This is a genomic window from Herminiimonas sp. GW821-FHT09C12 (assembly GCF_059416385.1).
In genome coordinates this window covers 772,281-797,570 of the sequence record NZ_JBWKPC010000001.1, presented here as the reverse complement: position 1 = coordinate 797,570, position 25,290 = coordinate 772,281, and the positions used below count along the sequence as shown (strand labels likewise).

General features: G+C 50.8%; 26 protein-coding genes and 1 riboswitch. Of the genes, 10 read left to right on the top strand and 16 right to left on the bottom strand.

Going from position 1 to position 25,290, the window contains the following annotated elements:
• Nucleotides 1-57 precede the first annotated feature (57 nt).
• Nucleotides 58-2,073, bottom strand: coding sequence for a methyl-accepting chemotaxis protein (locus AC07N2_RS03780; protein WP_494777078.1), 2,016 nt, complete (start codon nucleotides 2,071-2,073; stop codon nucleotides 58-60).
• Nucleotides 2,074-2,384: 311 nt separating this feature from the next.
• Between AC07N2_RS03780 and pncB the strand changes: the two genes are divergently transcribed.
• Nucleotides 2,385-3,578, top strand: coding sequence for a nicotinate phosphoribosyltransferase (pncB, locus tag AC07N2_RS03775; RefSeq protein WP_494777077.1), 1,194 nt, complete (start codon nucleotides 2,385-2,387; stop codon nucleotides 3,576-3,578).
• Nucleotides 3,579-3,580: 2 nt separating this feature from the next.
• Here pncB and AC07N2_RS03770 read toward each other — a convergent pair whose 3' ends face one another.
• The 3 genes from AC07N2_RS03770 to AC07N2_RS03760 all read right to left on the bottom strand — a co-directional run bounded on the left by AC07N2_RS03770 (nucleotide 3,581) and on the right by AC07N2_RS03760 (nucleotide 6,487).
• Nucleotides 3,581-4,315, bottom strand: coding sequence for an OmpW/AlkL family protein (locus AC07N2_RS03770; RefSeq protein WP_494777076.1), 735 nt, complete (start codon nucleotides 4,313-4,315; stop codon nucleotides 3,581-3,583).
• Between the two features lie 124 nt (nucleotides 4,316-4,439).
• Nucleotides 4,440-5,381, bottom strand: coding sequence for a GGDEF domain-containing protein (locus AC07N2_RS03765; protein ID WP_494777075.1), 942 nt, complete (start codon nucleotides 5,379-5,381; stop codon nucleotides 4,440-4,442).
• 224 nt (nucleotides 5,382-5,605) lie between these two features.
• Nucleotides 5,606-6,487: a hypothetical protein gene (locus AC07N2_RS03760; RefSeq protein ID WP_494777074.1), complete on the bottom strand. Its 882-nt coding sequence runs from the start codon at nucleotides 6,485-6,487 to the stop codon at nucleotides 5,606-5,608.
• A 229-nt stretch (nucleotides 6,488-6,716) separates the two neighbouring features.
• On the opposite strand from AC07N2_RS03760, the gene AC07N2_RS03755 reads away from it, so the two are divergent.
• The gene (locus AC07N2_RS03755) at nucleotides 6,717-7,082 is read left to right on the top strand and encodes a hypothetical protein (RefSeq protein ID WP_076592733.1); all 366 of its coding nucleotides are present in this window, start codon (nucleotides 6,717-6,719) and stop codon (nucleotides 7,080-7,082) included.
• Nucleotides 7,083-7,103: 21 nt separating this feature from the next.
• Here the strand turns inward: AC07N2_RS03755 and AC07N2_RS03750 are convergent, their stop codons facing one another.
• From AC07N2_RS03750 to ahpC, 9 genes are all read right to left on the bottom strand, one after another.
• Complete coding sequence (locus AC07N2_RS03750; RefSeq protein WP_494777073.1) at nucleotides 7,104-8,336, bottom strand: M20/M25/M40 family metallo-hydrolase; 1,233 nt, start codon at nucleotides 8,334-8,336, stop codon at nucleotides 7,104-7,106.
• A gap of 111 nt (nucleotides 8,337-8,447) precedes the next feature.
• Nucleotides 8,448-9,719, bottom strand: a complete 1,272-nt coding sequence (locus tag AC07N2_RS03745) for an allantoate amidohydrolase (protein ID WP_494777072.1) — start codon at nucleotides 9,717-9,719, stop codon at nucleotides 8,448-8,450.
• 52 nt (nucleotides 9,720-9,771) lie between these two features.
• Nucleotides 9,772-10,503: an amino acid ABC transporter ATP-binding protein gene (locus AC07N2_RS03740; protein ID WP_076592730.1), complete on the bottom strand. Its 732-nt coding sequence runs from the start codon at nucleotides 10,501-10,503 to the stop codon at nucleotides 9,772-9,774.
• A complete protein-coding gene (locus AC07N2_RS03735; protein WP_076592729.1) occupies nucleotides 10,484-11,140 on the bottom strand; it encodes an amino acid ABC transporter permease in 657 nt (218 codons plus the stop codon). The genes AC07N2_RS03740 and AC07N2_RS03735 overlap by 20 nt, the downstream gene beginning before the upstream one ends.
• Nucleotides 11,137-11,808 (bottom strand): amino acid ABC transporter permease, encoded by a 672-nt coding sequence (locus AC07N2_RS03730; RefSeq protein ID WP_494777071.1) that lies wholly within the window; start codon nucleotides 11,806-11,808, stop codon nucleotides 11,137-11,139. The genes AC07N2_RS03735 and AC07N2_RS03730 overlap by 4 nt, the downstream gene beginning before the upstream one ends.
• Nucleotides 11,809-11,896: 88 nt before the next feature.
• Nucleotides 11,897-12,676 carry a transporter substrate-binding domain-containing protein gene (locus AC07N2_RS03725; protein ID WP_494777070.1) on the bottom strand — a complete coding sequence of 260 codons (780 nt, stop codon included), beginning with the start codon at nucleotides 12,674-12,676 and terminating at the stop codon, nucleotides 11,897-11,899.
• Nucleotides 12,673-13,521, bottom strand: a complete 849-nt coding sequence (locus AC07N2_RS03720; protein WP_494777069.1) for a GntR family transcriptional regulator — start codon at nucleotides 13,519-13,521, stop codon at nucleotides 12,673-12,675. Before AC07N2_RS03720 ends, AC07N2_RS03725 begins: the two co-directional genes overlap by 4 nt.
• Nucleotides 13,522-13,853: 332 nt before the next feature.
• A complete protein-coding gene (gene ahpF / locus AC07N2_RS03715; RefSeq protein ID WP_494777068.1) occupies nucleotides 13,854-15,449 on the bottom strand; it encodes an alkyl hydroperoxide reductase subunit F in 1,596 nt (531 codons plus the stop codon).
• A gap of 91 nt (nucleotides 15,450-15,540) precedes the next feature.
• On the bottom strand, nucleotides 15,541-16,104 hold the full coding sequence (ahpC, locus tag AC07N2_RS03710; protein WP_494777067.1) for an alkyl hydroperoxide reductase subunit C: 564 nt from the start codon (nucleotides 16,102-16,104) through the stop codon (nucleotides 15,541-15,543).
• A gap of 319 nt (nucleotides 16,105-16,423) precedes the next feature.
• Between ahpC and AC07N2_RS03705 the strand changes: the two genes are divergently transcribed.
• The 6 genes from AC07N2_RS03705 to AC07N2_RS03680 all read left to right on the top strand — a co-directional run bounded on the left by AC07N2_RS03705 (nucleotide 16,424) and on the right by AC07N2_RS03680 (nucleotide 22,279).
• Nucleotides 16,424-17,188 carry a class II aldolase/adducin family protein gene (locus AC07N2_RS03705; protein WP_494777066.1) on the top strand — a complete coding sequence of 255 codons (765 nt, stop codon included), beginning with the start codon at nucleotides 16,424-16,426 and terminating at the stop codon, nucleotides 17,186-17,188.
• A gap of 38 nt (nucleotides 17,189-17,226) precedes the next feature.
• Entirely contained in the window at nucleotides 17,227-17,412 is a 186-nt protein-coding gene (locus AC07N2_RS03700; RefSeq protein ID WP_011979267.1) for a 4-oxalocrotonate tautomerase, read from the top strand.
• A gap of 122 nt (nucleotides 17,413-17,534) precedes the next feature.
• Nucleotides 17,535-18,632 (top strand): DNA glycosylase AlkZ-like family protein, encoded by a 1,098-nt coding sequence (locus AC07N2_RS03695; protein WP_494777065.1) that lies wholly within the window; start codon nucleotides 17,535-17,537, stop codon nucleotides 18,630-18,632.
• A 146-nt stretch (nucleotides 18,633-18,778) separates the two neighbouring features.
• Nucleotides 18,779-19,315, top strand: a complete 537-nt coding sequence (locus AC07N2_RS03690; RefSeq protein WP_494777064.1) for a GreA/GreB family elongation factor — start codon at nucleotides 18,779-18,781, stop codon at nucleotides 19,313-19,315.
• A gap of 135 nt (nucleotides 19,316-19,450) precedes the next feature.
• Entirely contained in the window at nucleotides 19,451-19,795 is a 345-nt protein-coding gene (locus tag AC07N2_RS03685; RefSeq protein WP_494777063.1) for a hypothetical protein, read from the top strand.
• 176 nt (nucleotides 19,796-19,971) lie between these two features.
• Nucleotides 19,972-20,075: riboswitch (TPP riboswitch) on the top strand.
• A gap of 59 nt (nucleotides 20,076-20,134) precedes the next feature.
• Entirely contained in the window at nucleotides 20,135-22,279 is a 2,145-nt protein-coding gene (locus AC07N2_RS03680) for a TonB-dependent siderophore receptor (protein ID WP_494777062.1), read from the top strand.
• Nucleotides 22,280-22,359: 80 nt separating this feature from the next.
• On the opposite strand, the gene AC07N2_RS03675 is transcribed toward AC07N2_RS03680, so the two are convergent.
• Nucleotides 22,360-22,884, bottom strand: coding sequence for an AAA family ATPase (locus AC07N2_RS03675; protein ID WP_494777061.1), 525 nt, complete (start codon nucleotides 22,882-22,884; stop codon nucleotides 22,360-22,362).
• Complete coding sequence (gene pnuC, locus AC07N2_RS03670) at nucleotides 22,884-23,498, bottom strand: nicotinamide riboside transporter PnuC (protein WP_494777060.1); 615 nt, start codon at nucleotides 23,496-23,498, stop codon at nucleotides 22,884-22,886. Before pnuC ends, AC07N2_RS03675 begins: the two co-directional genes overlap by 1 nt.
• Before the next feature lie 145 nt (nucleotides 23,499-23,643).
• Between pnuC and AC07N2_RS03665 the strand changes: the two genes are divergently transcribed.
• On the top strand, nucleotides 23,644-23,862 hold the full coding sequence (locus tag AC07N2_RS03665; protein ID WP_494777059.1) for an oxidoreductase-like domain-containing protein: 219 nt from the start codon (nucleotides 23,644-23,646) through the stop codon (nucleotides 23,860-23,862).
• A gap of 17 nt (nucleotides 23,863-23,879) precedes the next feature.
• On the opposite strand, the gene AC07N2_RS03660 is transcribed toward AC07N2_RS03665, so the two are convergent.
• Nucleotides 23,880-24,884: a polysaccharide deacetylase family protein gene (locus AC07N2_RS03660; protein ID WP_494777058.1), complete on the bottom strand. Its 1,005-nt coding sequence runs from the start codon at nucleotides 24,882-24,884 to the stop codon at nucleotides 23,880-23,882.
• Between the two features lie 164 nt (nucleotides 24,885-25,048).
• Between AC07N2_RS03660 and AC07N2_RS03655 the strand changes: the two genes are divergently transcribed.
• Complete coding sequence (locus AC07N2_RS03655) at nucleotides 25,049-25,207, top strand: hypothetical protein (RefSeq protein ID WP_157889155.1); 159 nt, start codon at nucleotides 25,049-25,051, stop codon at nucleotides 25,205-25,207.
• Nucleotides 25,208-25,290 lie beyond the last annotated feature (83 nt).

Genomic DNA, 25,290 nt, shown 5'->3' with positions numbered 1-25,290 from the left:
CGCCGATTTTCCATGTCTGATGGAAAACGGCGCCATGTATAGGATCAGTAATATTTTTTATGCAGCTTCTTTTTCGATACGCTTGTGACGAGCGCTTGCGTTATCTGTTCCGAGTCGCAGAGTATTTTTCTCTGTCGAAATTTGTTTGCGTCCTGGCTTGATCTGTTGCGTTGCACCTACTTCTTTATACACACCGCAACCGATAATCAAATCCTGATACTTGTCGAGGTACATGGACTTGGCTTCCATCTGTTTCGAGATGGGATTGAGGAACATGTAATCCTGCCAGCCCTTGCCGTGGTTCTTGATGATGGAGAGGCGTTCCTGAATGAACAGATTGCCGGCACCGTCTTTGGCATTGATTAAATCCTTGCCTATCAATGCAGGGTTGGCACCGTGTGCCAGATTCTTGCCGTGCATATCGTAGACCACGACGTATAGATCGCGATCGCAGAATGGGCCGAGCTTGTTATTGATCTCGGCGAAAGTTTCTGTCTTGCCGTTTGCATGCAGGGATGCAATCGCACGCGTGACCATCTCGCTTGCTTCTTCCATCGTGCCATGACTACCGTTCTTGATTTTGAAGACGTCAACGACATTATTCAGTTCTGTTGTTTGGTTTTGCAGCGCTTCTGCGGCAGCAGCAGCTTGTTCAACCAGCGCGGCATTTTGTTGTGTCACTTGATCCATTTGTGCGATGGCTTGGTTGACTTGTTCTATACCTATGCTTTGTTCGCGGCTGGCGGAACTGATTTCACTCATGATGTTGTCCACGCGTTGGATGCTGGTGACAACTTCATTCATGGTGGCGCCGGCATGTGCGACCAGCTTGCTGCCGCTTTGTACTTTGCTGACTGAGTCTTCGATCAGCGATTTTATTTCGCGTGCTGCGGCTGAGCTGCGTTGCGCCAGACTGCGAACTTCTCCTGCGACGACGGCAAAGCCACGTCCTTGTTCACCTGCGCGTGCTGCTTCAACAGCTGCATTCAATGCCAGGATGTTGGTCTGGAAGGCAATGCTGTCGATGACGCTGATGATGTCTACAATTTTCTTCGATGATTGATTGATCGAGTCCATCGTGTTGACGACCTCTGCCACGACGTTGCCGCCTTTTACTGCGACTTCGGATGCGGTGCGTGCTAATTGATTGGCTTGCTCTGCATTGGCTGCGTTTTCTTTCACGGTGGAAGTCATTTCTTCCATCGCCGATGCGGTTTCTTCCAGCGAGCTGGCTTGCTGTTCGGTGCGTGATGACAGATCCAGATTGCCGGCAGCGATTTCATTGGTTGCTGTCGATAAGGTTTTGGTACCGTTACGAATATTCCATACGACGTTGGCGAGTCCTTGACCAATACCGTTGATGGCATTCAGCAGATGGCCGACTTCATCCGAACGATTTGTTTGCAGTCTGACAGTGAGGTCGCCAGTAGAGAGTTTGCGTGCGGCTTGTGTTGCTTGTGCAAGAGGAGTGATCAACATCTTGCGGATGGTTGCGTATAACAGTGCAGCTAAAATCAGTGCAGCAGCCAGTGCAGCAGCAGCGAAAATATTGCGCAACATGCCGGCTTCCTGCGAGAACTCATAGGCATAGGTATCGCCGACCACTACCCAATTTTTATCTTTTGCATACGTGAATGTGGCTATGCGTTCAGATGAATCTGTAGCAGAGCGATAGCGGACGAGCCCTTCTTTCTTGCTCAGGATGTCTTTGATGAATTCGCGGCCATCGCTGGCTTTGCTTGCCAGAATGTTTTGTCCTTCCTTATTCGCCGCGATGATCAGCTTGCCGTAGTCTTTGCCTTGGTTGGCATCGAGTACATAGTAGCTTCCGGTCTGGCCGACTTTAAGCGATAGCAGCTTGTTCTTGATGAGTGCAGTATCGTTCGTCATGCCGAGTATCAGTTGGCTCTTGGCGTTGACTTCTTCTGCCGCGCGCTGTTCCAGCACATCAGATGTCGCTTGCTCGCTGATCCATACAAATGCACCGAAGACCACAGCAATGAGTAAAAAGGATATGGCAGAGAGTTTTACACCGACACCACGCTTGGCTATATAACGCTTAAGGCTGTTCATTTCTTACTTCCATCCATGATGAAGTTGTACGAAAACTATAACGAGCGGTTATTCCTGATGGAAACATCATAACTGTATATCTGATGATTTCTGCAGGAATCAAAATTGCTGCATTGCACGATGTTGTGTGCAGACAGCAGCATCTAATTCCATACAAATGACAGTCAGACATTAAAATCAAATGATTCAAACAGTTAGCCTGTAATGCTTCGGAACAGGAAGAGGTTGATGAAAACCCTATATATTTGTTATCGGCGACATTTTTAAAAACAATAGCGGTCAAATCAGGGCCGCACATTGACATAAATCAAATGAATCCCATTGTTCGCAGCCTGCTGGAAAACGATTTATACAAATTCACGATGTGGCAGGCCTTGCTGCATAGCCATCCCGATGCACAGGCTGAGTACGCATTCGTCTGCCGCAACACGCCGGCTTATCCTTTAAGTGAGTTGAAAGCGGATGTAGAGCGTGAGCTGGATCATTTATGCACGCTGTTCTTTGCGGAAGACGAATTGGCTTATCTGAGAAGCTTGCGTTTCATGAAAAGCGACTTTGTGGATTTTTTGACAGTGTTTCGTTTTCAACGGAAATTCATTACGGTGACGATAGATGGCGAGACACTGAATATTCACGCGGTCGGTCCGCAAGTGCATGTGATGGGTTTTGAGATTTTTGTTTTATATATCGTCAATGAACTCTACTTCCGTCGTTTCGATCAGCAAGCCTCATTGCTTGAAGGACGCAAACGCTTACAAGAAAAAATTCAGATGCTGCACGCATTTGGTGAAGACGTCGCGAAGAAGAATCAATTTGAATTTTTTGACTTCGGAGTGCGCAGGCGTTTTTCTGCTGCATGGCATGAAGAAGTTGTTGTCACGCTAGCGAAAGAAGTACCGCAATATTTCAAAGGCAGTTCGAATGTGTATTTCGCCAAGAAGTATGGACTGACGCCGATAGGTACGATGGCGCATGAATATCTGCAAGCGTATCAATCGTTCGGTGTGCGCCTGCGTGATTTTCAAAAAGTGGCACTGGAAGATTGGGTACAGGAATATCGCGGAGATCTGGGTATTGCATTGACGGATGTGGTTGGCATGGATGCCTTCCTTGCCGATTTCGATTTGTACTTCGCCAAGCTATTCGATGGCTTGCGCCATGATTCTGGCGATCCAGTTGTATGGGGTGAGAAGGCGCTGGCGCACTATGCCAAGTTGCGGGTGGATGCGAGTAACAAGCGTTTTGTATTTTCTGATGCGCTGGATCTGCCGACAGCATTTTCCCTGTATCGACATTTCGCAGATCGTGTGATGACGGGTTTTGGTATCGGCACTAATCTATCGAATGATACCGGTGTACCTGCGTTGAATATCGTGATGAAGTTGATGGCATGTAACGGACAGCCTGTTGCCAAGCTGTCCGATTCTGCGGGTAAGACTTTATGTACTGATGAAACTTTCCTGGCTTATTTACGGCAGGTTTTTCATCATCCTGCCGTCAAGTAGGCTTAGAACTTGTAGCCTAGCGACAAGAAGGTGACTGTTGGATTTATTGTCAGCGTGGTCGTGTTTCTGGAGATAACCGTGCCGGCAGCATTTCTGCCAATAATTTCTGCATCTGTTTTAAGTGGGATATAGGCAACCGAAAATCCGAGTGACCATCTCTCATTGAAATTATAGGTAATACCAACATTGGCGACCGGTGCCCACGATGAGCTGAGGTTAGCTGTTGCTGAACCACCGGCGCCACCAAAAGGAGCGGTAACGGCGTTTTGCAAGGAAGGCGTTAATTGAACACCCGTGTACCAGACGCGCGTTGCACCTAAACCGACAAATGGGCGGAATTTTGAAGTCTTATCACCGAAATACCATTTTGCAATGACCGCTGGACTCCATTGTTTGGCTTTGCCGAGTTCACCAAGACCGGAAAGCGTTCCACCACCATACAGTTTGAATTTTGGCGGTATGCCTAAGTCGGCAGTGAGAGCGAAGTTGTCGGTGAAGAAGTGAGTGAAGGCAAGTCCGAGTGTGTCTGCATTGCTGATGGTAGCGCTACTACCCGCGACCTGTCCGGGGGCAGGAAAGCTACGAGTGAGTGGTTCGCTTGATTCGTCGGGTTGCAAATGAAACCAACCAACATTGACGATATTGTCGCCGGCACTTTGCGCAGCAGCAGGCAAAGAAAATGCCGCGAATACAGAGATGGCGGCAATTTTTGGCAATACGCTAAAAGCTTTATTCATACATGTCCCCTCATAATGTTTATGTGGTGTTTGTTTTATATTGCACCTTTACATTACGCTCTTCAAAAAATATCTACAACTCCCATATTCATTTGTTGTGCGACTTCGCCACAGTTTGTAAAACTTACTCACTAGACGCGATGCAATTGCGACCGTTTCTTTTCGCCTGATAAAGACGTCTATCGACGGCTTCAATAAACTTGATGGGTTCATCATGATGGGTCGGGACTATCGTGCCGACGCCGAGGCTGATGCTCAGTATCTGGCTGACCTGGGATTTTTCGTGCGGTATCTGTTCCTTGAAAATCAGGCTGCGGCATCGTTCTGCTACCGTGAGGGCTGATTTTTCATTCGTCTCGGGAAGCACCAATATGAACTCTTCTCCGCCAAAGCGAGCAAAAAAGTCGTGCGATCGGGTTGCGGCAGAGCTCAAGGCTTTTGCTACTTGCTTCAGACAGTGATCGCCCTGGATATGGCCATAGTGATCGTTATATTGTTTGAAGTAATCGATATCCAGCAAAATGATGGAGAGTGGCTGGCTGTTGCGCCTTGCATTGGCCCACTCCATTTCCATGACAGTATCGAACATGCGTCGATTGGGGACGCCAGTTAAACCATCGTTGAAGGATAGTGTTTCCAGTTCTTTCTGCAGATCGATTAATTTTGCTTCCGTTTTTTTTCGCTCATTGATGTCAAACATGAATCCGATCAAGGAGTTGACCGAGCCATCGTCGTTACGCACGACATGTACAACATCACGTATCCAAACCGTCTCGCCATTCTTGGCAAGAGCGCGATAGTCTGCCTCGTGATCAACACCAGCTTGTGATTGCGCAACACAGAAATTGACGATGCTCTCTCTTTCATCGGGATGAATTCTTGCCGCCCAGTCTTCCACACCCACCCAACTGGATGGCGTCCAGCCAAGCAAACTTTCTATTTGCGGTCCGATATAGGCGAATTTCATCGTGGCCCAGTCTATTTTCCATGGAATGGCTTTTGTGGATTCCAGCAGGGTTTTATAGACGGCGCTATCTGGTTCCATCTTTGCGGCAATATCGGTCATGGTTTGCAACTCAATCGATTAAAGGCAATTTCTCTATGGCGTCTTGGATAGCTCATTATTTCAATAGTCAACCACCTTCAAAGAGTGGTTTGCCTTGCTAAGGTGGAATAACTCTACCATGCGTTGCATGGAAAAATGCCGTACGAGCATTGCCAGTCCTTGGATGAGCGCTGATAAATGGCGGAATGTTGTGCGTTCGCACCAAGCTATGCATGCGCGGAATATTACAAATCGGAGCGTTGCAACTGAGTATGCTTGGTTGGACTTTTTTCCTCGTGATAATGCGGCTTGGTGGCTTCGGCCATCATCGTGTCTTGATTGCCTAGAATTGTGGTGGTCAGCAAGGTCGCGTTCCCTTTCATAAACCAGCAGGCGCGGGCAGAGTTTCTGTTGCCATGTAAGTCAAGAATCAGGCGTCGTGGGTCGTGATAGCAAGTGTTATTAGGTGGGCTGGGGGCGACTTTTGGCGGAAGCAAAATGGCATCACCCGGTTTAACCCATAAATCGGCCAGTGCGATTTCATTCACGTAAGGACGCCAGCGTGCCACGCTGATGACTAACGGTGGTCCGCCAGCTCGTGAAAAGAAAACATGCGGAAAATTGTGATATTCCAGATCAGTTGGGTTGATGGGGAGTAGTTCACGGTCACGACCCGGACCAAGATACGGTGACTGATGTCCAGCCCATTTGCCGTAGGTGAAATCGCTACTAATCAGACCTTTGTATGGAAATGCCACACATTCGCCGCTCTTCAACAAGGTCATGCCGAAGGCTTGTACATTTTCCTTGTTAGCGGAAAAAGGCGTGTAATGCACTTCGCTGGCACCGAAATCAAATGAGGTTATTTCGTAGGTCACACCGCTATCGGAAGTGATCGTTTTGGGGGCGTGCTTGATATTGAAGTATTTGTTACCAAGATCGAGATCGGGATTATCGCGCTCGATGGTGATCAGTTTTCCATACACATCACTGTGCTGTTCACCTAGGCCGTTATTGTTATAAAGAAATGGGAATGCCACAGGATCTTTTAAATCCCGCGGTTTGCCGTCTTCGATGAAAGTGATGGAATCGAATTTTGTTTCGTCTTTTACCAAGGCTGGCTCCATGAGATAACAGTAAAATGGGCGACGATAGATTTATTGCTGCGGATACGCCCTTGTCCGAGCATCAACATTTTCGACAGCGATCAGCATCATGCCCGTTGCACTCACGACCATAGTGGTCTGAGGCGAGGAGATGATGCCTATTTCTATTTTGCTAAGCAAAAACTTTACCATGCGACAAGATGTCTATCGTGGTGCATAGCGCGCAAGATATTTAATTACAGAGAAGAACATGACAAAAAACGAAGCGATCAAGCGAGTCAACGAAGAGTTGCATGCCAACTTGCTGAATGACAGCAACACGCAATGGTCAACGGTGGTGCCGTATGCGGGAGATGAAGGATGGTGGCTGAATATTCCGCTATCCGGTTTTCGGCAGGAGCGGCATTTTCTGATTTGTAGCGAAAAAGCCAAGAGCTTCCGCCATATCAGAATCAAGGCGAATACGATACTGAGCCCGGCAACGAGATTCCGTTGCAAGGATCAGATGGCAGATGTTTTTATCTCGGCAAAAAATGCAAAACGATTGGTCGATACGCTGCCGGGCGGCACCAAGTTTAGTTTCGACAAATACGTATTCGGTGAATACAACTTTTAAAAGCGGTATCTTGTGATGCTCTTATGCCAGCAACTCCAGCAAGCTCCACGCAATTGCTTTGGTCGCAACGGACAGTGTAAATAGCGGGACTTTCTCATCTGCGCGATGGCCATTGGCTTCCAGCAGTGTGCGTGGTCCGGCACCATACATCACGGTAGCAACACCGGCTTCTGCATAAAGACGGGCATCGGAATACAGTGGCACGCCTATCGGTGTGACTTCTTCTCCAAGTGCGACAGATGCTTCTGCGCAGACGACATCACGTAAACGCACCGCATCACCAACCGGCTTGAATGGACTGGCCAGCAAAATACGTTCTACCTCACAGCGTATGCCGGGCATGCCATGCAGGGCGCGTTCAATTACGGCACGCAATTCTGCTTCCACTTCTTCTGGAATTTCTTCCGGGATGATGCGTCTATCCAGACGCAAAGTCACTTCATCCGGCACCACATTGGTGTTGATGCCGCCGTTGATCGTACCGACTACCAGCGATGGTGAGGTGATGCCATTGATTGCTGAAGTGCGATTCTGCAAGGTGTCGCGATAGCTGTAGAGCGCGGCCAATAGTTTGGTCGTCGCTTCCAGTGCATCGTGTCCGGTGTCGGGACGCGCTGCATGTGCGGAGACGCCATGCACTTTTATTTCCAGATGCAGGCAGCCGTTGTGTGCGGTCGTCACGTTGTATGAAAAGCCGGCGCAGATGGCGTAATCCGGTTTCGTTAAACCTTGTTGCAGTAACCAGCCAGGGCCGGCCAGACCGCCGGTTTCTTCATCGTAAGTCAAATGCAGTTCGACTTGGCCACGCAATGGAATCGACAATTCCTTCAAGGCGCGCAGGGCGAAGGCATACGTCGCGAAGTCGGATTTAGAGACAGCTACGCCGCGCCCTATCATCCAGCCATCGCGCACGGTGGCGGAGTATGGATCCACGCTCCAGCCGCTGCCTGGCGGCACGACATCGCCGTGCGCATTCAAGGCGACAGTTGGACCATCGGCAAAACGTTCACGTACGATCAGATTGATCGCACTTTCCAGACCTGTGCTGCGGGCAAATTCATTTGGTACTGCATGCTGCTCAACGGTGAATTGCATCTCCTCCAGCAAAGCCGCAGTCATGAGCGCATGCGGCGCGCAATTGCCGGGCGGATTGTCAGACGGGCATTGCACGACCTTGGCAAGAAAAGCGATTTGCTCGTCAGTATGCTGATCAACCCATGTAGCGATCTGTTGTTTGAGTAAGGCTTTATCCATCTTGGTTATCCAGTGGTGGAAATAATCGGTAAGCAAGCATCAGTATTTCAGAACGAATGCGTAGTGATGTAAGCAGCGTTCTGACAACACATATTGTTTAACGCAATATGCTTATGCGGCGTTCTTGTTCAAAGCATCGAAATGTTCGACAAAGTCCATGAAGACATCGGATGCCAGCGCAGCGTCTTCTACCGCCATGGTTTCTGCCGGATTGTGGCTGATGCCGCCATTGCCGCAGCGGACGAACAGCATCGCGATCGGAGCGACGGTAGCGATCGCCATCGCATCATGACCTGCACCGGATGGCAGGCTACGCATAGTGCAGCCATTGCGTTCCAGTGAGGCACGCCAACCTTGTTGCAGCCAATCGGCACAGACAGCGCTGGATGTTTCATAGGTTTTTTTCAAAGTGCTGCGGACGCCGCGTCGCGTACAAATGCGCTCAAGTTCTGCCGTGATATCCGCCGTGGCTGACAAGCGTTGCGCATCGTCGCCGGCGCGTACGTCGAGTGACAGAACGACGCGTCCCGGGATCACATTGGTCGCGCCATTCGGCACGGTCCATTGACCGATGGTGCCTACTAACTCGGGTGTATTACTGCAACGTTGTTCGACGAATAGCGCAAACTCCGCCGCCGCCATTGCAGCATCATGGCGCATATTCATAGGCACGGTACCGGCGTGGCCGGCGATACCTTCCAGTTCCAGCATGTAACGTGTGGCTCCGGCAATCGCGGTCACCACACCCAGCGCCAAATCCTCATCGAGCAGTACTGGGCCTTGTTCAATATGGACTTCGACAAAGGCGGCAATGCCGTCACGCGGTGCGGCAGCCGCAGTAATTTGCAAAGGATTGAAATCAGCAGCCTTCATTGCATCGCGCATCGTGATGCCTAGCTCATCGACGTGATCCAGTACGCTTTGCTGGAAAGTGCCGGCAATCGCACGGCTGCCCAGCATAGGCGCTTTGAAACGCACACCTTCTTCTTCACTGAAAGCGACGACTTCAATCGGAAACGGAAAGCGCTGGCCTTGTTTATGCCAGCTTGCAATGCAACTGATGGGTAACAGAATTCCCAGTAAGCCGTCATAGATGCCGCCGTTGCGTACGGTATCGAAATGCGAACCGGTCATTAACACTGGCGCATCTGCATTACTGCCTTCATAACGACCGATGACGTTGCCGACAGCATCGCGTCGCACCGTCATGCCGGCATCGCGCATCCATGCGGCTATCTGTCCGGCGGCGCCGCGATGAGCGGGTGTCAGATAGGTGCGCGTCATCATGCCATCCTGCTCGGTATATTGCGCCAGCAGATGCAGGCGCTCCATGATTTCATGGCCGATGGTGGGCTGGATGGCGCTGCTAAAAGTAAGACTCATGATGGTTCAGATCGTTGATTTTTTGTCAGACATCGTATTGACTACATGCGTATCAAGCTGCTGCCATCCCCAGAAACTGTTTCAATTCAGGTGTTTCAGGATGTGCAAAGATTTCTTCCGGTGCACCTATCTCATGCACTTTGCCCTGATGCATGAAGACGACGCGATCGCATACTTCGCGTGCGAAACGCATCTCGTGCGTCACCATGATGAGCGTCATGCCTTCTTCGGCTAGACCGCGTACGACATTCAATACTTCGTTGACCAATTCAGGATCGAGCGCGGATGTAACTTCATCGCACAGCAAAGCTTGTGGTTCCATGCTGAGCGCGCGCGCGATGGCGACACGCTGTTGCTGTCCACCGGAAAGTTGATCGGGAAAGCTGTCGAACTTTTCACCCAAGCCGACGCGCTCCAGATTTTTGATCGCGAGTGCACGCGCATCTTTCTCCGACACACCTTTGACGATCATTGGCGAGATCATCACGTTGCGACCCACACTTAAATGTGGAAATAGATTGAACTGCTGGAAGATCATACCGACCTTCAAGCGTAGATTGCGCAGCTCCAGTTCTGTCTTTCCCAAGTGTGTGCCGGCGACGCTAATCGATCCTTCATCTATGCTTTCCAGGCCGTTAATGCAACGCAGCAGCGTGCTCTTGCCGGAACCGCTCTTGCCGATGATGGCAATCACTTCGCCGGGTTCGACATCGAGGCGTATGCCTTTCAGAACTGAATTGCTGCCGTAGCTTTTCTTGACGTTATCAATGGCGATGAGCGGCATGGAACTTCCTTTCCAGGAATTGGCTGTACTTGGATAAAGGCCAGCAGAGGATGAAATAAAAGAAACCGGCAGCCGCATACACGGTGAACGGCATGAAGGTGGCGTTGGTGATGACAGTCGCCGCCTTCGACAATTCGACAAAGCCGATGATGGACGTAACCGCCGTACCTTTAATGATCTGTACGCTGAAACCGATAGTCGGTGGAATCGCGATGCGCAGTGCTTGCGGCAAAATGATGTAACGCATCTGCTGCACATAATTCATCGCCAGCACGGAAGATGCTTCCCATTGCCCGCGCGGAATCGCTTCGACGCAGCCGCGCCAGATTTCGGCAAGAAACGATGCGCTCCACAAAGTCAGTGTTAAGCCAGCGGCCAGCCATGCTGGCACTTCGACGCCGAACAAGGCGATGCCGAAGAACACCAGGAACAATTGCATCAGCAGAGGCGTGCCCTGGAATACTTCGATATAGACGCGTGCAACATTACGCAGCGTGCCTTGCTTGGACGTACGCATGAACAAGATCAACAGACCCAGCATGCCACCCAGTAAGAAGGTGACCAGCGACAAGACCACAGTCCAGCGTCCGGCTAAAAGCAGGTTGCGCAGAATATCCCACAGCGAAAAGGAAATCATGTGGGTCTCCTTCCAGAAATAAAGCGATTGCCGATTAGCCGCAACAGTTGCCGCAGCAGTATCGCCATGACGAGATAAATAGCAGTCGCGACCAGATACGCTTCAAATGCGCGGAAGTTGCGCCCCTGAATAAAGTTAGCAGCGAATGACAATTCTTCCACCGCGATTTGCGAACATACCGCTGAGCCCAGCATTACGATCACGATCTGGCTCGACAATGCCGGCCAGATTTTTTGCAAGGCCGGGCGCAGAATGATGTGACGGAATATTTGTAATCGCGTCATCGACAAACTCTGTGCAGCCTCGATCTGTCCTCGTGTGACAGCGACGACACCGGCACGAATAATCTCGGTGCTGTAGGCGCCCAGATTAATGACCATGGCCAGGATGGCCGCCTGCATTTCTGTAATTTGCACGCCTATGCTCGGCAAACCAAAGAAGATGAAAAAAAGCTGAATCAGGAATGGCGTGTTGCGGATCAACTCGACATAGGCGCTCACCAGCGGCCGCAACCAGCGCGGTCCCTGCGTGCGCGCCCATGCGCCGAAAATACCGACGGCAACACCGAGTACGCCGCCGACTGCAATCAATTCCACCGTCGTCAGCACGCCTTTGACGAGCACGCCGGTGTAATCGAAGGTCGACAGAAAATCAAATTGATAAGCCACGCTAGCTCCATTTCCTACAAGTGAGGTGCATTTCTGACAGCGCCTGTTTCAGCATGCATCCGCAACATGATGTGCGGATGCGTTTGCTTTACATATTGGCTGGCAGCGGCAGACCCAACCATTTTTCGCTCAAGGCATTGAGTGAGCCGTCCTTTTTCGCTTGTGCGAGGATGGTGTTCACTTTTTCCAGCAGTTTTTCTTCACCTTTGTTCAAGCCGATCGAGCATGGCGAGTTCTTGATGAGGAATTTTGTTTCTGGTTTTTTCGGTGGATTCTTCGCGATGATGGCAGCGGCGATCACGTTGCCGGTAGCAACCAGTTGCACCTGATTCGACAGGAAGGAACTGATGGTGCCGTTGTTGTCTTCATAGCGTTTGATGGTGGCGGTTTCGGGTGCGATCTTCGATAGTTCCAGATCTTCGACTGAGCCACGTGTGACGCCGATAGTCTTGCCTGCCAGATCAGCAGGAGCTGCGACTTTTTGATCAGCAGGGCCGAATACGCCGTTGAAGAACGGTGCATAGGCTGCGCTGAAGTCGATGACTTTTTCACGCTCGGGATTTTTACCCATGCTGGAAATTACCAGATCAACTTTTTTCGTTTGCAGATAAGGAATGCGATTGGCGCTGGTGACCGGAACCAGTTCGACTTTGACGCCCATCTTTTTCGCAATCAAGGTGGCAACGTCGATGTCCAGGCCTTGCGGTTTCATGTCGGTGGTGACGGAGCCGAATGGCGGGAAATCTTGTGGCACGGCGACGCGTAACACGCCTTTTTTCTGAATATCGTCGAGCGCATCGGCGCGCGCGAAACTGGTGAACAGAAGAGTACTGGCCATCAGGCCGATCAGGATTTTAGAGAGCTTCATTTTTTCATTTCCTTTCCAGGTGAATACGATAATGCATGCGATAGGGATGACGAGATAGTTGCTGCATTAGCCGCCCGGCTCGTCTTTGCCCGTGCGGTGGATTTTTTGGCTGGCTGTTTTTCGCTTGGGATGGTCGCTGCTGACTTCGATGCTTTTGCTGCAGCAACTGGCGTCAGCGCAGTACGCAATGCATTCAATGGATCGCTGGGAGCAACGTCGTACAGCGTGCTTTCCACAATTTGCAGATGGTCCAGCATCAGGCGCTCGGCTTCATCGATATCACCGCTTTCGAGCGCAGCTACGATATGCACATGGTCTTCGCAAGAATCTACTGCCTGTGATGGTGATTGACGCAACATTGCGGTCAAGGTGGTGCGTGCAGTCAGATCGCGCAGTGTGTCGGACAATAGATTGTTGCCCAGGCATTCGCACAGGCAGACGTGGAAATCGCCTAATAGATAACTACGCGCACCGACATCGTTGCCGGCAATCGCAGCCTGTTCGCGTGCGATGTGGTCGTGCAATTGGTTGATGGCAGTTTTGGAAAGTGGGCGTGCATGGCGCAAGAGGCCAAGTTCAATCACACGACGCGCTTCAAATGCTTCGCGTGCTTCGCTGGCGGTTGGCTCGATGACAAACCAGCCGCGGCGTGCGCTGACCATCACGATGCCGCGTGTTGCCAGGCGCATCAAGGCTTCGCGTATCAAGGTGCGCGACACGCCGAACAGATCGGCCAATTGCTGCTCGCCCAACCTTGTGCCGGGCGCGAGTTGTTTGGCCAGTATCGATTCTGTAATACGTGCAGCGATCTGGATCGATGATTTGAGTGGGTTCTCGGAAGTCATGACCATACCTCAGCAAGTTGTATGCCTATCTGATGGACAGTACTTGTATACAAGATTTAAGGCAAATATTTGTGTTGTTTTCCCTCTGATTTTCGTGCAAATGGATGGAAAAACAGGGCAGCTACGGACGGTGGCACTAGGTGTTTCTACGCTCACCATTCAGGTGCGTTGATGTCTTTTTGGTGCGGGATTGGTGGTTTGCTTGTGGCGGGATAATGCGATATGGCAATAAATTTCCGCCATAGATATATGGTGAGGCGGATATCGTCAGCTTCTATTGCCAAAAGAAAAAGCCGCATTGCTGCGGCTTTTTTATGGAGCGACTACTTAACTTAGGCTGTAACAGCTTCGCTGTTCGCTGGTGCTTCAACTTCATCCGTATCCGAACTGCGGATCAGATAATCGAAAGCGGAGAGCGATGCTTTAGCACCTTCGCCAACTGCGATCACGATTTGCTTGAACGGTACCGTGGTCACGTCACCGGCAGCGAACACGCCTGGTACCGAGGTACGGCCATGCGAATCAACTTCGATTTCGCCATGACGTGACAAGGCAACTGTGCCTTTCAGCCATTCGGTGTTAGGCACCAGACCGATCTGGATGAAGACGCCTTCCAGTTCGACTGTTTTGATTTCTTCGGACTTGCGATCCTTGTAAACCAAGCCGTTGACGCGTTTGCCGTCGCCGGTGATTTCTGTCGTTTGTGCCGACGTGATCACAGTGACATTGGCCAGGCTATGCAATTTGCGTTGCAAGACTGCATCGGCACGCAGTTCTGCACCGAATTCGATCAAGGTCACATGACCGACGATACCCGCCAGGTCGATCGCTGCTTCCACGCCGGAGTTACCGCCGCCGATCACCGCTACGCGTTTACCTTTGAACAGTGGACCGTCACAGTGCGGGCAATACGCAACACCTTTATTACGGTATTCGTTTTCGCCCGGCACGTTGATGGTTTTCCAACGTGCACCAGTTGCCAGGATCACGGATTTGCTTTTCAGCGAGCCGCCATCTTTCAGTTTGATTTCGATCAATTTGCCTGGCACCAGCTGGGAAGCTTGCTGCACATTCATGATGTCGACTTCGTAGCTGCGTACGTGCTGTTCCAGCGCGACGGCAAATTTCGGGCCGTCGGTTTCCTGTACCGATACGAAGTTTTCGATCGATAAAGTATCCAGCACTTGACCGCCGAAACGTTCAGCTACTACGCCGGTACGGATACCTTTGCGTGCTGCATAAATCGCAGCTGCAGCACCTGCAGGTCCGCCGCCGACGATCAAGACATCGTACGGTGCTTTGGCGCTGAGTTCTTCTTGCTTGCGCTTGTTACCGCCGGTGTCGAGTTTGGCCAGGATCTGTTCGATGCTGACGCGACCGGATTCGAACGGTTGCCCGTTCAGGAAAGTCGTTGGCACGGCCATGATTTCGCGTTCCTTGACTTCGTCCTGGAACAAACCACCATCGATCGTGACGGCACGGATGCGCGGGTTGATCAGCGCCATCACGTTAAATGCCTGCACGACTTCCGGGCAGTTATGGCAAGACAAAGACATATAGGTTTCGAAGTGATAGTCGCCGTCCAGATTACGGATCTGTTCAATGACTGATTCTTCGAGTTTCAATGGATGGCCGCCGGTTTGCAGCAGGGCCAGTACCAGTGAAGTGAATTCGTGCCCCATCGGAATCGCGGCGAATTGTATGCCTGCGTGAGCGTCTGGGCGCTTGATGACAAAAGAAGGTTTGCGTTCGTCGTCATCGGTGCGTTCGACCAGAGTGATCTTGTCGCTCAACACTACGATTTCTTGCAGCAGTTCCTGCAATTCACGAGATTTATCGCTGCCATCGAGTGACGCGACGATCTCGATCGGTTGCACGATCTTTTCCAAATAAGCGGCTAATTGGGTTTTGAGATTTGCATCCAACATGATGGTCCCTACTTTCTTTACGATTTAAATTAAGTCCTGCATGTCCGGGCCACACGGCCCGGACAATATTGCAACTACTTCAAATTACAACTTAGATTTTGCCGACCAGATCCAGCGATGGAGCGATGGTTTTTTCGCCTTCTTTCCATTTAGCTGGGCAAACTTCATTTGGGTGCTCTGCAACGTATTTAGCTGCTTTCAGTTTACGCAGTGTTTCCGAAACGTCACGAGCGATTGCATTGTCATGCACTTCCAGAGTCTTGATGACGCCTTCTGGATTGATGACGAAAGTACCGCGCAGTGCCAAACCAGCTTCAGGAATGTGTACGCCGAATGCGTTGGTCAATGCGTGGGTTGGATCGCCAACCAGTGGGAATTTTGCTTTGCCAACTGCTGGCGAAGTTTCGTGCCAAACTTTGTGCGAGAAGTGGGTATCGGTAGTCACGATGTAAACTTCTGCGCCCAGTTTTTGGAATTCTGCGTAGCTATCAGCTGCATCTTCAACTTCTGTTGGGCAGTTAAATGTGAAAGCTGCTGGCATGAAAATCAGAACGGACCATTTGCCCTTCAGGGATTGCTCGGTAACTTCAATGAACTTGCCATTATGGAAAGCTTGGTTCTTGAACGGCTGGACTTGAGTATTAATAAGAGACATGTCGTTATTCCTATACGGGGTTAAAAAATGGTGTGAGTACGAATAGTAGAGGACCATCAATCATTTGTATAATTGATTTATTTTACAAATTCGATTTGTTTTCGCTATCGACAAGCGTTGCAGCAACGTTCCTTCGCTAACGAACCACCTATTATGCAGTTTTACTGCGACTAGGGTATGACAGTCCTGTTTCCGGTATAAAAATGGATAGTAAACGGTGGATTTCAAGAGGAATCGGCATCTGTCCGACTATGACTTTATAATTTCATCCTTCGTGACGCTCAAGGCGTCTTTCGCTACAGATTATTAGCAAGGTGATATGACTACCCCAACAATCCAGACTCCACCGACCGGTATCAGTGCCGCCGAATGGCAGGTTCGTATCGATCTCGCCGCCTGTTATCGTTTATGCGCGTTAAAGAATTGGGATGACCTGATTTACACGCATATCTCCGCCACCGTGCCGGGCGAAGATGGTCGTTTTCTGATCAACCCTTTCGGCTTCCGTTTTGATGAAATTACTGCATCGAATCTGGTGAAGATTGATTTGCAGGGCAATATCATCGGCGATCAGACTTATCGCGTGAACGTGACCGGTTTCGCAATCCACGGTGCCGTGCATGCAGCGCGCGCGGATGCGATGTGCGTCATGCATTTACATAATGAAAATGGTGTCGCCGTCGGTATGCAACAAGGTGGCTTGCTGCCTTTGTCGCAACACGCGATGCGTTTCTATCAGCAGATGGGTTATCACGACTATGAAGGTTTGGCCTTGTCGCCAGTCGAGCAGACGCGATTGATTGAGCGCCTCGGTGATTATCCGGCAATGCTGTTGCGCAATCACGGCACGCTGATCAGCGGCCGCACGATAGCGGAAGCCTATGTATTGATGGATACGCTGGATAAGGCGTGTTCGTTCCAATTGAAAGCGCAATCTGGCGGCGGTCCGCTGAATATTCCACCGCCAGAAGTGTGTGCAAAAACGTACAAGGAATTGCTCGGCGACGGCTCACCCGAAGGCATCCTCGAATGGCCATCTTTGCTGCGCAAGCTCGATACCTTGTCGCCGTCCTATCGCGACTGATTTATTCATTATTCTTATCAACTAAAAAAGGAAAACTCATGCCAACTATCAACGTCCAATTATTTGAAGGTCGTACCGTCGAACAAAAACGTGCTTTCGTTAAAGCCGTCACTGAAGCAACTGTCGCCACACTCGGCTCCAGCGCTGAATCCGTCGATATCATCATCGAAGACGTGAAGCGTGAAAACTGGGCAACTGGCGGCAAGCTGTGGTCTGACGTTTAATCTTTATGTTGATGTACACGCGGCCATATCCGCACATTAGGCTGGCGGATGTCTGCTGTACATCAGTGACCTCATCTCGGTGATGACAGTGATGACGTTCTGCTCTGTGCTTTAATTCCCACATGCCAACTGACTCGAGTCTCGAAGACCTGCGCCGCTACGCGGTCGCGCGCACCCTGTTTACGCCGACCACACTGCCGGCAGCGATCCAGCGTCTGGGTTTTGTGCAAGCTGATCCGATTCGTGCCCCGGCTCGGGCGCAGGACTTGACGCTGCGCCACCGTGTCAAAGACTATCGTGCCGGCGATCTGGAACGTCGTTACGCGCGTCTGGCGATCGACGAAGATTGCCTGGTCAACTACGGCTTCCTGCCCAGCCAGCACTTGGCGTTGATGCATCCGCGTCAGGCCAAGAAAGTCTGGGATACCGAGACACAGCGCAAGGCCGCAGACGTGCTGGCCTTCGTGCGTGAACGTGGCGTGGTTCATCCGCGCGAGGTTGATCAGCACTTCGCGCACGGGCGTGTAAAGAACTATTGGGGTGGTTCGAGCAACGCCAGCACGCACCTGCTAGACGGTCTGCACTACCGCGGCCTGTTGCGGGTGCAGCGGCGCGATAGCGGCACGCGCGTTTACGAGGCGGCTATGCATCCGGCTGCAGACGACAGTCCCGCTGCAAGCGCCCGGCGCGCAGCTGCTTTGATTGACCTGGTGGTGAGCAAGTACGCACCGCTGCCAGCCGCCAGCCTGACCTATCTGGTGAGGTTGCTCGGCTACGGCGCACCACATCTGACGGCGCAGACCCAGGTCGCGCTGCGGCTGGCGCGCGAGCAGCTGGCCAGTTGCCGCATCGACGGGACCACCTGGTACTGGCCTGCCGACGAAACCCCCCGCTCGCGCCGTTACGCCATCGATGACAGACTGCGGCTGCTCACTCCTTTCGATCCCGTGGTCTGGGACCGGCACCGTTTTACGCTGTTTTGGGACTGGACGTACAAATTCGAGGCCTACACACCACCGGCCCGGCGCCAGTTCGGCTACTACGCGCTGCCGATGCTCTGGTATGGCCAAGTAATCGGCTGGGCCAATGTGTCGACGCGCGAAGGCCGACTGGAGGCAGCATTCGGCTATGTGGCCGGCGCAGCGCCAAAAGGTGCGGCATTCCGCAGTGCATTGGACGAGGAACTGCAACGCATGGAGCAATTCCTCGGCTTGTGTTGATGCAGAGGGCACTTGCACTTCAAGGCTTGATGGGCACCTCATGCGGCAAAATTTCCGATTGAGATCTGCGTGCAGTAGCGCACAGTAGCTTCTGCAGGGATGCGTTAAGGTAGCCGTTCATGCATAAGCAGTGCAGGAGTGCGACCATGAACAAGGCTTTTGTCAAAGAAACGGGCGACGACGATACGCTATCGTTGCAACCGGAGATGCCGCTAGACGTGAAGAATTACATCACGCCAGAGGGATATCAGGGTTTGCAAAATGAGTTATTGGAATTGGTGGAGGTCACACGCACCAATGTTTTGCAAAACGAGCAAGACGGTACAAATCAAACATCTCTGGAGTTTGATCCCGAGCGCACGCTGCGTGAAATAAACCAGCGTATCCACTATCTACAAACGCGTTTGGAGTCTGCAGAAATTGTTGATCCAAGCGTGCATGTCGATGGCGATCAAGTCTTCTTTGGCGCAAGCGTCACCTATAAAAACGAAATTGGCGAGCAACACACCGTCACCATTGTTGGTCTGGATGAGCTGGACCCGGCGCATGGCAAGATAAGCTGGCTTGCACCACTTGCACAAACATTGCTCGGTGCACACGAAGGCGACACCGTATTGCTGGAAAGTCCAGCCGGCACAGAGAAATTGCAGATCATGGACGTACGTTATCCACGCAGTAGTTGAACCGGATGCGGATGGCAGTGTCCTATAGATAAGCGCATAGGCATGAGATGTCTGTGACAAGTACCAGATGGAATGGCTTGATCAGCGTCAAGCCTTGCATGCCCTGAACACTCTTCATATAGCAAGGAGTTCCAAATGGCACATCATGATTCTTCAACAAAATCCAAGACAGTTACGAAGCATGCAGCAGCACCTGCATCACATTCGCGTGAAGAACGCCAATTGGATGATGCGCTGGAGCAAACCTTTCCTGCCAGCGATCCGGTAGCGGAGATGCCGACTGAGACGGTGGCATCTGAAGGAGAAGTAGCAAAAGAAACATTGCTCGATATCGCGATTGAAATGACTTTTCCCGCCAGCGATCCCATCTCGGTTTCATCCGGTATTACGCATATACAAAAATCACCGGATTCAGCCAACGCGCATTTCGATCATCAAAATAGTCACGAGTCGGAAAAAAGCGAGAAGAGTAAAAAATAGAAATCAATTCGTCGTGCCAGGCATTCGTTCTGCACATCTTTGATAGTCACGCCGCCTACTTCCACGCCTCCGAAGACTAGCCATCTTGCCAATTGATCCTGGTTAAGATCGGCGAAATTCGCTGCAAAATACAACAAAAATGCCATTTCGCACGCTTATTCTTTCGTGTTAGTATGCGGCCACGCTAGGGGTCCTGAAGAGCTAAACGTCTTCGGGTGAGAAAAAACCCTCCGTACCTGACCTGGATAATGCCAGCGTAGGGAAGCGCAAAGTCCACGCAATTTCTTTGTCCATTCCTTCGCACGCATTCGTTTTTTAACGCGATTGATTGAACAAAACATGTCTGCATCACACTCCCGTCGTTCCCTGATTGCCTTGGCTGTTGCGCAAGCTTGTGCATTTGCGCCTGCTGCCATGGCTGAATCTTCCGAAAACGTTTTGCCTGAAGTTGTTGTGACTTCCGATACAAGCAAGGACGGGATTGCGCGCAATGCGAGCATAGGTGGATTCTCGGAAGCGCCCTTGCGCGAGACGCCGGCATCCATCAGTGTCATCACGCGTGAACAGATGCAGGATCGCAGCATACGCACAGCCACCGACGCGGTGAAATACGATGCGAGCGTACAAAATTCCTATAACGCGGTTGGTCTGTCCGACTGGTTCGCGATACGTGGTTTTGTACTCGATCAGGGATCCAGTTATCGCAAAGATGGTTTGGTCATCCTCGCGCAATCGTCGATTCCGATGGAGAACAAGGAAAGCTTTGAAATTCTCAAGGGTTTGGCCGGTTTGCAGTCAGGTATTGCATCGTCGGGCGGCGTCCTGAATTACGTGACCAAGCGTCCTACCAATGCACCTTTGCGCACAGCGACGGTTGAGGTGAGTGAGCGTGGCACGCGCTATGCAGCGGTTGATCTGGGCGGGCGTTTTGAAGATCAGCGCTTTGGTTATCGCATCAATGCGGCAGTGGAAGATATACGTTCTTACGTGCGTGGTTCCAATGGCGATAGGCGCTTCGTGTCCGGTGCCTTTGATTGGCGCATCAGTCCACGTGCCTTGTTGCAAGTCGATGTCGACTATCAACATAAATCGCAATTGACGGTGCCTGGCTTTCAGTTGCTCGGCTCTGACTTGCGCATTCCTACCGGCGTCAGCGGCAAGACCATGCTGAACGATCAGCCGTGGAGCCGTCCAGTTACCGATGACACCAATAATCTGGGCGTGAAGTTTGAATATGAATTGAACGATAACTGGCGTACTACTTTGCAGGCCAACGCGTTTGCCTTGCGTAGAGATGATGCGGTTGCCTTGTCTGTCGGTTGTCCGGCAACTTTATCGTTCTCCAATTATTGTGCGAATGGTGATTACGGCTTATACGATTTGCGGCGCGATAATGACAAGCGCACAGTGAATACTACGCAGGCTTTGTTGCAAGGTAAATTCAGCACCGGCACAGTCAAACATGAATTGACGACGGGTGTATCGACATTGAATCGTCGCGATAGCTTTGCCGATTATTTGTTCGATTTCGTCGGTACCGGCAATATCTATAACCCGGTGTATTACAACTACACCTTGGGGCCGACGAATCCCGTCAGCCTGCGTCGCAAGGATAACGAGCGTTCGGTCTTCATGCAGGACATCCTGAGTCTGACGGATAAACTCAAGCTGCATGCCGGTGTGCGTTACACGCAATTGAAGCGCGATCAGTTCAATGCTGGTGGCACATTGCTGCGTCATACCGACGAAGGATTTGCCTTGCCGAATGTAGCCTTGGTGTTTAGTCCACAAGAGAACTGGTCTATCTATGGTTCTTACTCGGAAGGTTTGGACCCGGGCGGTGAAGTTCCTGACGGCGCGACCAATCAAGGCACGGTCTTGGATCCGTCGCGCAGCCGACAATATGAGGTAGGTGTCAAGACAGATATCACCAGCAATGTCAGTGTTGCGGCCGCTTTATTCCAGATCAAGCGCACCAATGAATACATCGATTCCAGCAATACCTATGTGGTAGCTGGCGATGCGATTCATCGTGGTGTTGAGTTATCCGCACAAGGTCGTGTCACGCGCAATCTGATGATCGGTGCCAGCATGACGGCCTTGCAAGCTATCGCGGAAAATACCGGTGATGCACAGATAGAAGGCAAACGCGTCGGTAATGTGCCCAAGCTCAAATCGGCTCTGTACATGGATTACGCATTGCCGCAAATGCCTGCGTTGAAACTCAACGGAACCTGGATCTATTCGAGCAGCAAGGAGTTTGTGCCGAATCGTGATATTCGCACCGCTATCCCTGGTTACAGCGTGTTGAATCTGGGTGCGCGTTATGCGACCAAGGTCTCCGGTGTGAAGACAACCTTCCGCTTCGGTGTTGATAACGTCTTCAATAAATTCTACTGGGGCGACGCATCGAATGCCTTTGGCGGGTATCTGATTCCTGGCGCGCCGCGTGTCTTTAGACTGTCAGCGCAGATGGATCTTTAATCGCAGAGTTTTCATCGCAGCACTGATGAATACGCCACCACTAGGATCGGAAATCTAGCGGTGGCGTTTTTATTACGTGTCTACTTTTTTTCAGATAAATACTTCACCACTTGCTGTACACGTTGTTCTACTTCCCCTGATACCAAGAGAAAAGGGATGGTTTCTGTAGCGAGTGTAGCCAGCAACAGTGTGTGAACTGCTTGCCGTACATCATCAGATTCGCGTTGCAGACCATCAGCGATCCAGGGAGTGCTTGGCTCAGTGACGACAGTGAAGCTGTATCGATGCGCGCGGACCAAGTTTTCCAACGCCGTGTCTATGCTGCCAAAATAGAACTGACTGTAAACGCTAGTCATCAGCGGCGTGGTATCGCAAAACAAAAATGAATTCGCGTTTCGTGCTGCATCGTTTTCCCTTGCAAGCTGCGTATTGGCAATCATGAGTTGTTCTGACTCCTGCGGCGTACGCTGTTTTTCTTCTACAAACTCACGCAGATATTCCGGTACCCAAGTGGTACGGTAATGCGCAGCTAATGCTGCAGCCAAGGTTGACTTGCCGGTTGATTCTGCGCCGAGTAGCGCAACACGTAATGGCGTTGTGCTCATCAATTAATGACTTCGGCAGATTGGTCTGCGAGAGATTTTTTCCAGATGCGCAATCCAACGGCAGCCAGGATCACAAAAAGGGAAAACAGCAAGGCAGTGAGATACAAATTCTTGTGTATGTACAAGCCGATGTAAATCAGATCGATGCCTATCCAGACGAGCCAATTTTCCAGTTTTTTACGTGATAGCAAGAGCTGACCAACCAAACTACCCGAAGTCAGGAAGGCATCGATATGCGGCACGTCGGTATCGGTGAACAGACGCAGGAAGGAAGCGATAGCAACAAAGCCGAACAGCCATGCGAGTCCTGAATATAGCCACCCTTTTGACGTAAGGCGCGACACCAGCACGCCATGATGCGAGACGCCGCCGAACAACCATTGATACCAACCCCACAGCGAGACGGCGATAAAGAAAAATTGCAGCGACATATCGCCATACAATTTGCTGTCGTAAAACACAACGACATACAAGGCGGCTGATGTGATGGAGAATAACCACGCCCATGGAGATTGGCGGATATTCAATACAACCATGACAAGCGCGAGCGCGAACGATACGATCTCAAGAAGTGAGGTGTGGACCAAACCGAAGAGCGTGAGTGGATCGTTCATGCAAGGTATGCGAGTAGATTTTTGTTGATGCAGATGATGGAGCGGACGAACGCGTATTTTGAGCTGAGTATGAATACGCAGCACATGCGACTCCGCAGTATATTAAAGAAAGCGACACCTCGAACGCTATTTCTACATTTTCAATATGCCTACAGCCAAGTATCCCGATGATGCACCACCCGTTCCGCCGGTGCGGCCAGACAACGACGAATGTTGTCATAGCGGTTGCGAGCCATGCATTTTCGATTTGTATGAACTTGAAATGGAACGTTATCGCCTTGCGTTGAAGGCATGGGAACAGCGCATGGAAGACAGCAAATCACGTAAGAAAGTGTCGCGTAAAGCACCGCTTCACTCAAAGTGATTTGTATGGCATCCATGTCAACGCCATATCCAGCCCCATAATCCCGGCAGTACTACTGGTTCTGATCCATCTTTTACCGTACGTGCCAGTGCGGCGCGTTCAAGCGCAGCACGATCTTTGTAAAAAGCCTGATCGCTGACAGGCACATTTAATTCCTTGGCAACGTCGAGCAATATTTGCAGATATTCATTCAGGTGACGCGCCGTATAGGAATTGGTGTCGTGGAAGGTAACGACGATGGGAATGACATCGTCGACGAGGGGCAAGCTTCCTGCAACCATCTTGGTTCGCATAGCTGCGAGTTGATTGTGTAAATTGATACGCCTGCGCGGACTACCGTTGAAGCCCCATGTTTTGCCATCGTTTGCACTCAGATCCGTTAGCAGCATGTGCAAGCCGTGTGCTTGATATGCAGTAAACGTACGAGTGTCATAACTCCAATAAGGTGGTCTTACTAAAGTTGGGGCCGTGCCGGTCGTGCTGCGTATATCAGCAATACCATTTTCCAGCGAGGCGATGAAATCTTCTGGTGATAAAAAGCGATGATTGCTATGCCCAGAAGTCGATGTATGAAAGCCGATCAGATGACCTTCTGCATATTCACGTGCCAATAATTCACGTCCCGGTGAATGTAGTGTCGTACCACGTGTCTGCACAAAGAACAGAACTTTAATGCCTGGTTGTACCGGGTTGTGAGCCAGATCTCCAAGTATGGATTCAGTTGAATTCTTATAGCCCGAAGAGCTTGGGCCATCATCGAAAGTCAGCAAAAAACGAATAGGGTGCGAAATCGGTTCGCTTGTTGAAACGTTTGACGGCAATATCAGCGCGCAACCGGACAATGCCAGACTGACAAACAGAATGGCTCCTGCGAAAAATATTTTCTGGAAGCGCGCGTTGAAGTTGATGCGTGTTTGCACAAGATGATTGCGGAATGTATGTGTGGCGATGTGTGGCATGAGGATGGTGAGTTGAGCGTGCTGAAATGACAGGCGCAAGCGTAACTGAAAGAAGGTTGGCAAGTTTGCTTTCCTGCTTTCTGGAAAACGAAGATGACGCAGATAGACAACAGCTTGCCATGTAGGAATTTCCCCACAAGCAATCGGCATGAACACCTATAGTTTCCCCAGTTCATCTTCTATACATTACAAACTTATCGAAAGCTGCCTTGAGAACGGGAATCAATATGATCAACATAGCGAAAATCTTATCAACGACGGGCATGATCGTCGCCATGGGATGGTTTGCGATGAGGCCGGAGTTCGCTGCGGTACTGGTTGGTATTTTGTCCTTATCCGTTTTCATGCTGACGTTTCTACCAATCACATCGGATAGCAAGCGCTAACTTACCCAGAGCGTAAAGTGCGCAATGCACATAGCGTTGGCTTTCAATTAAGCAATATTTGACTGCAAGAAAACACAATCAAA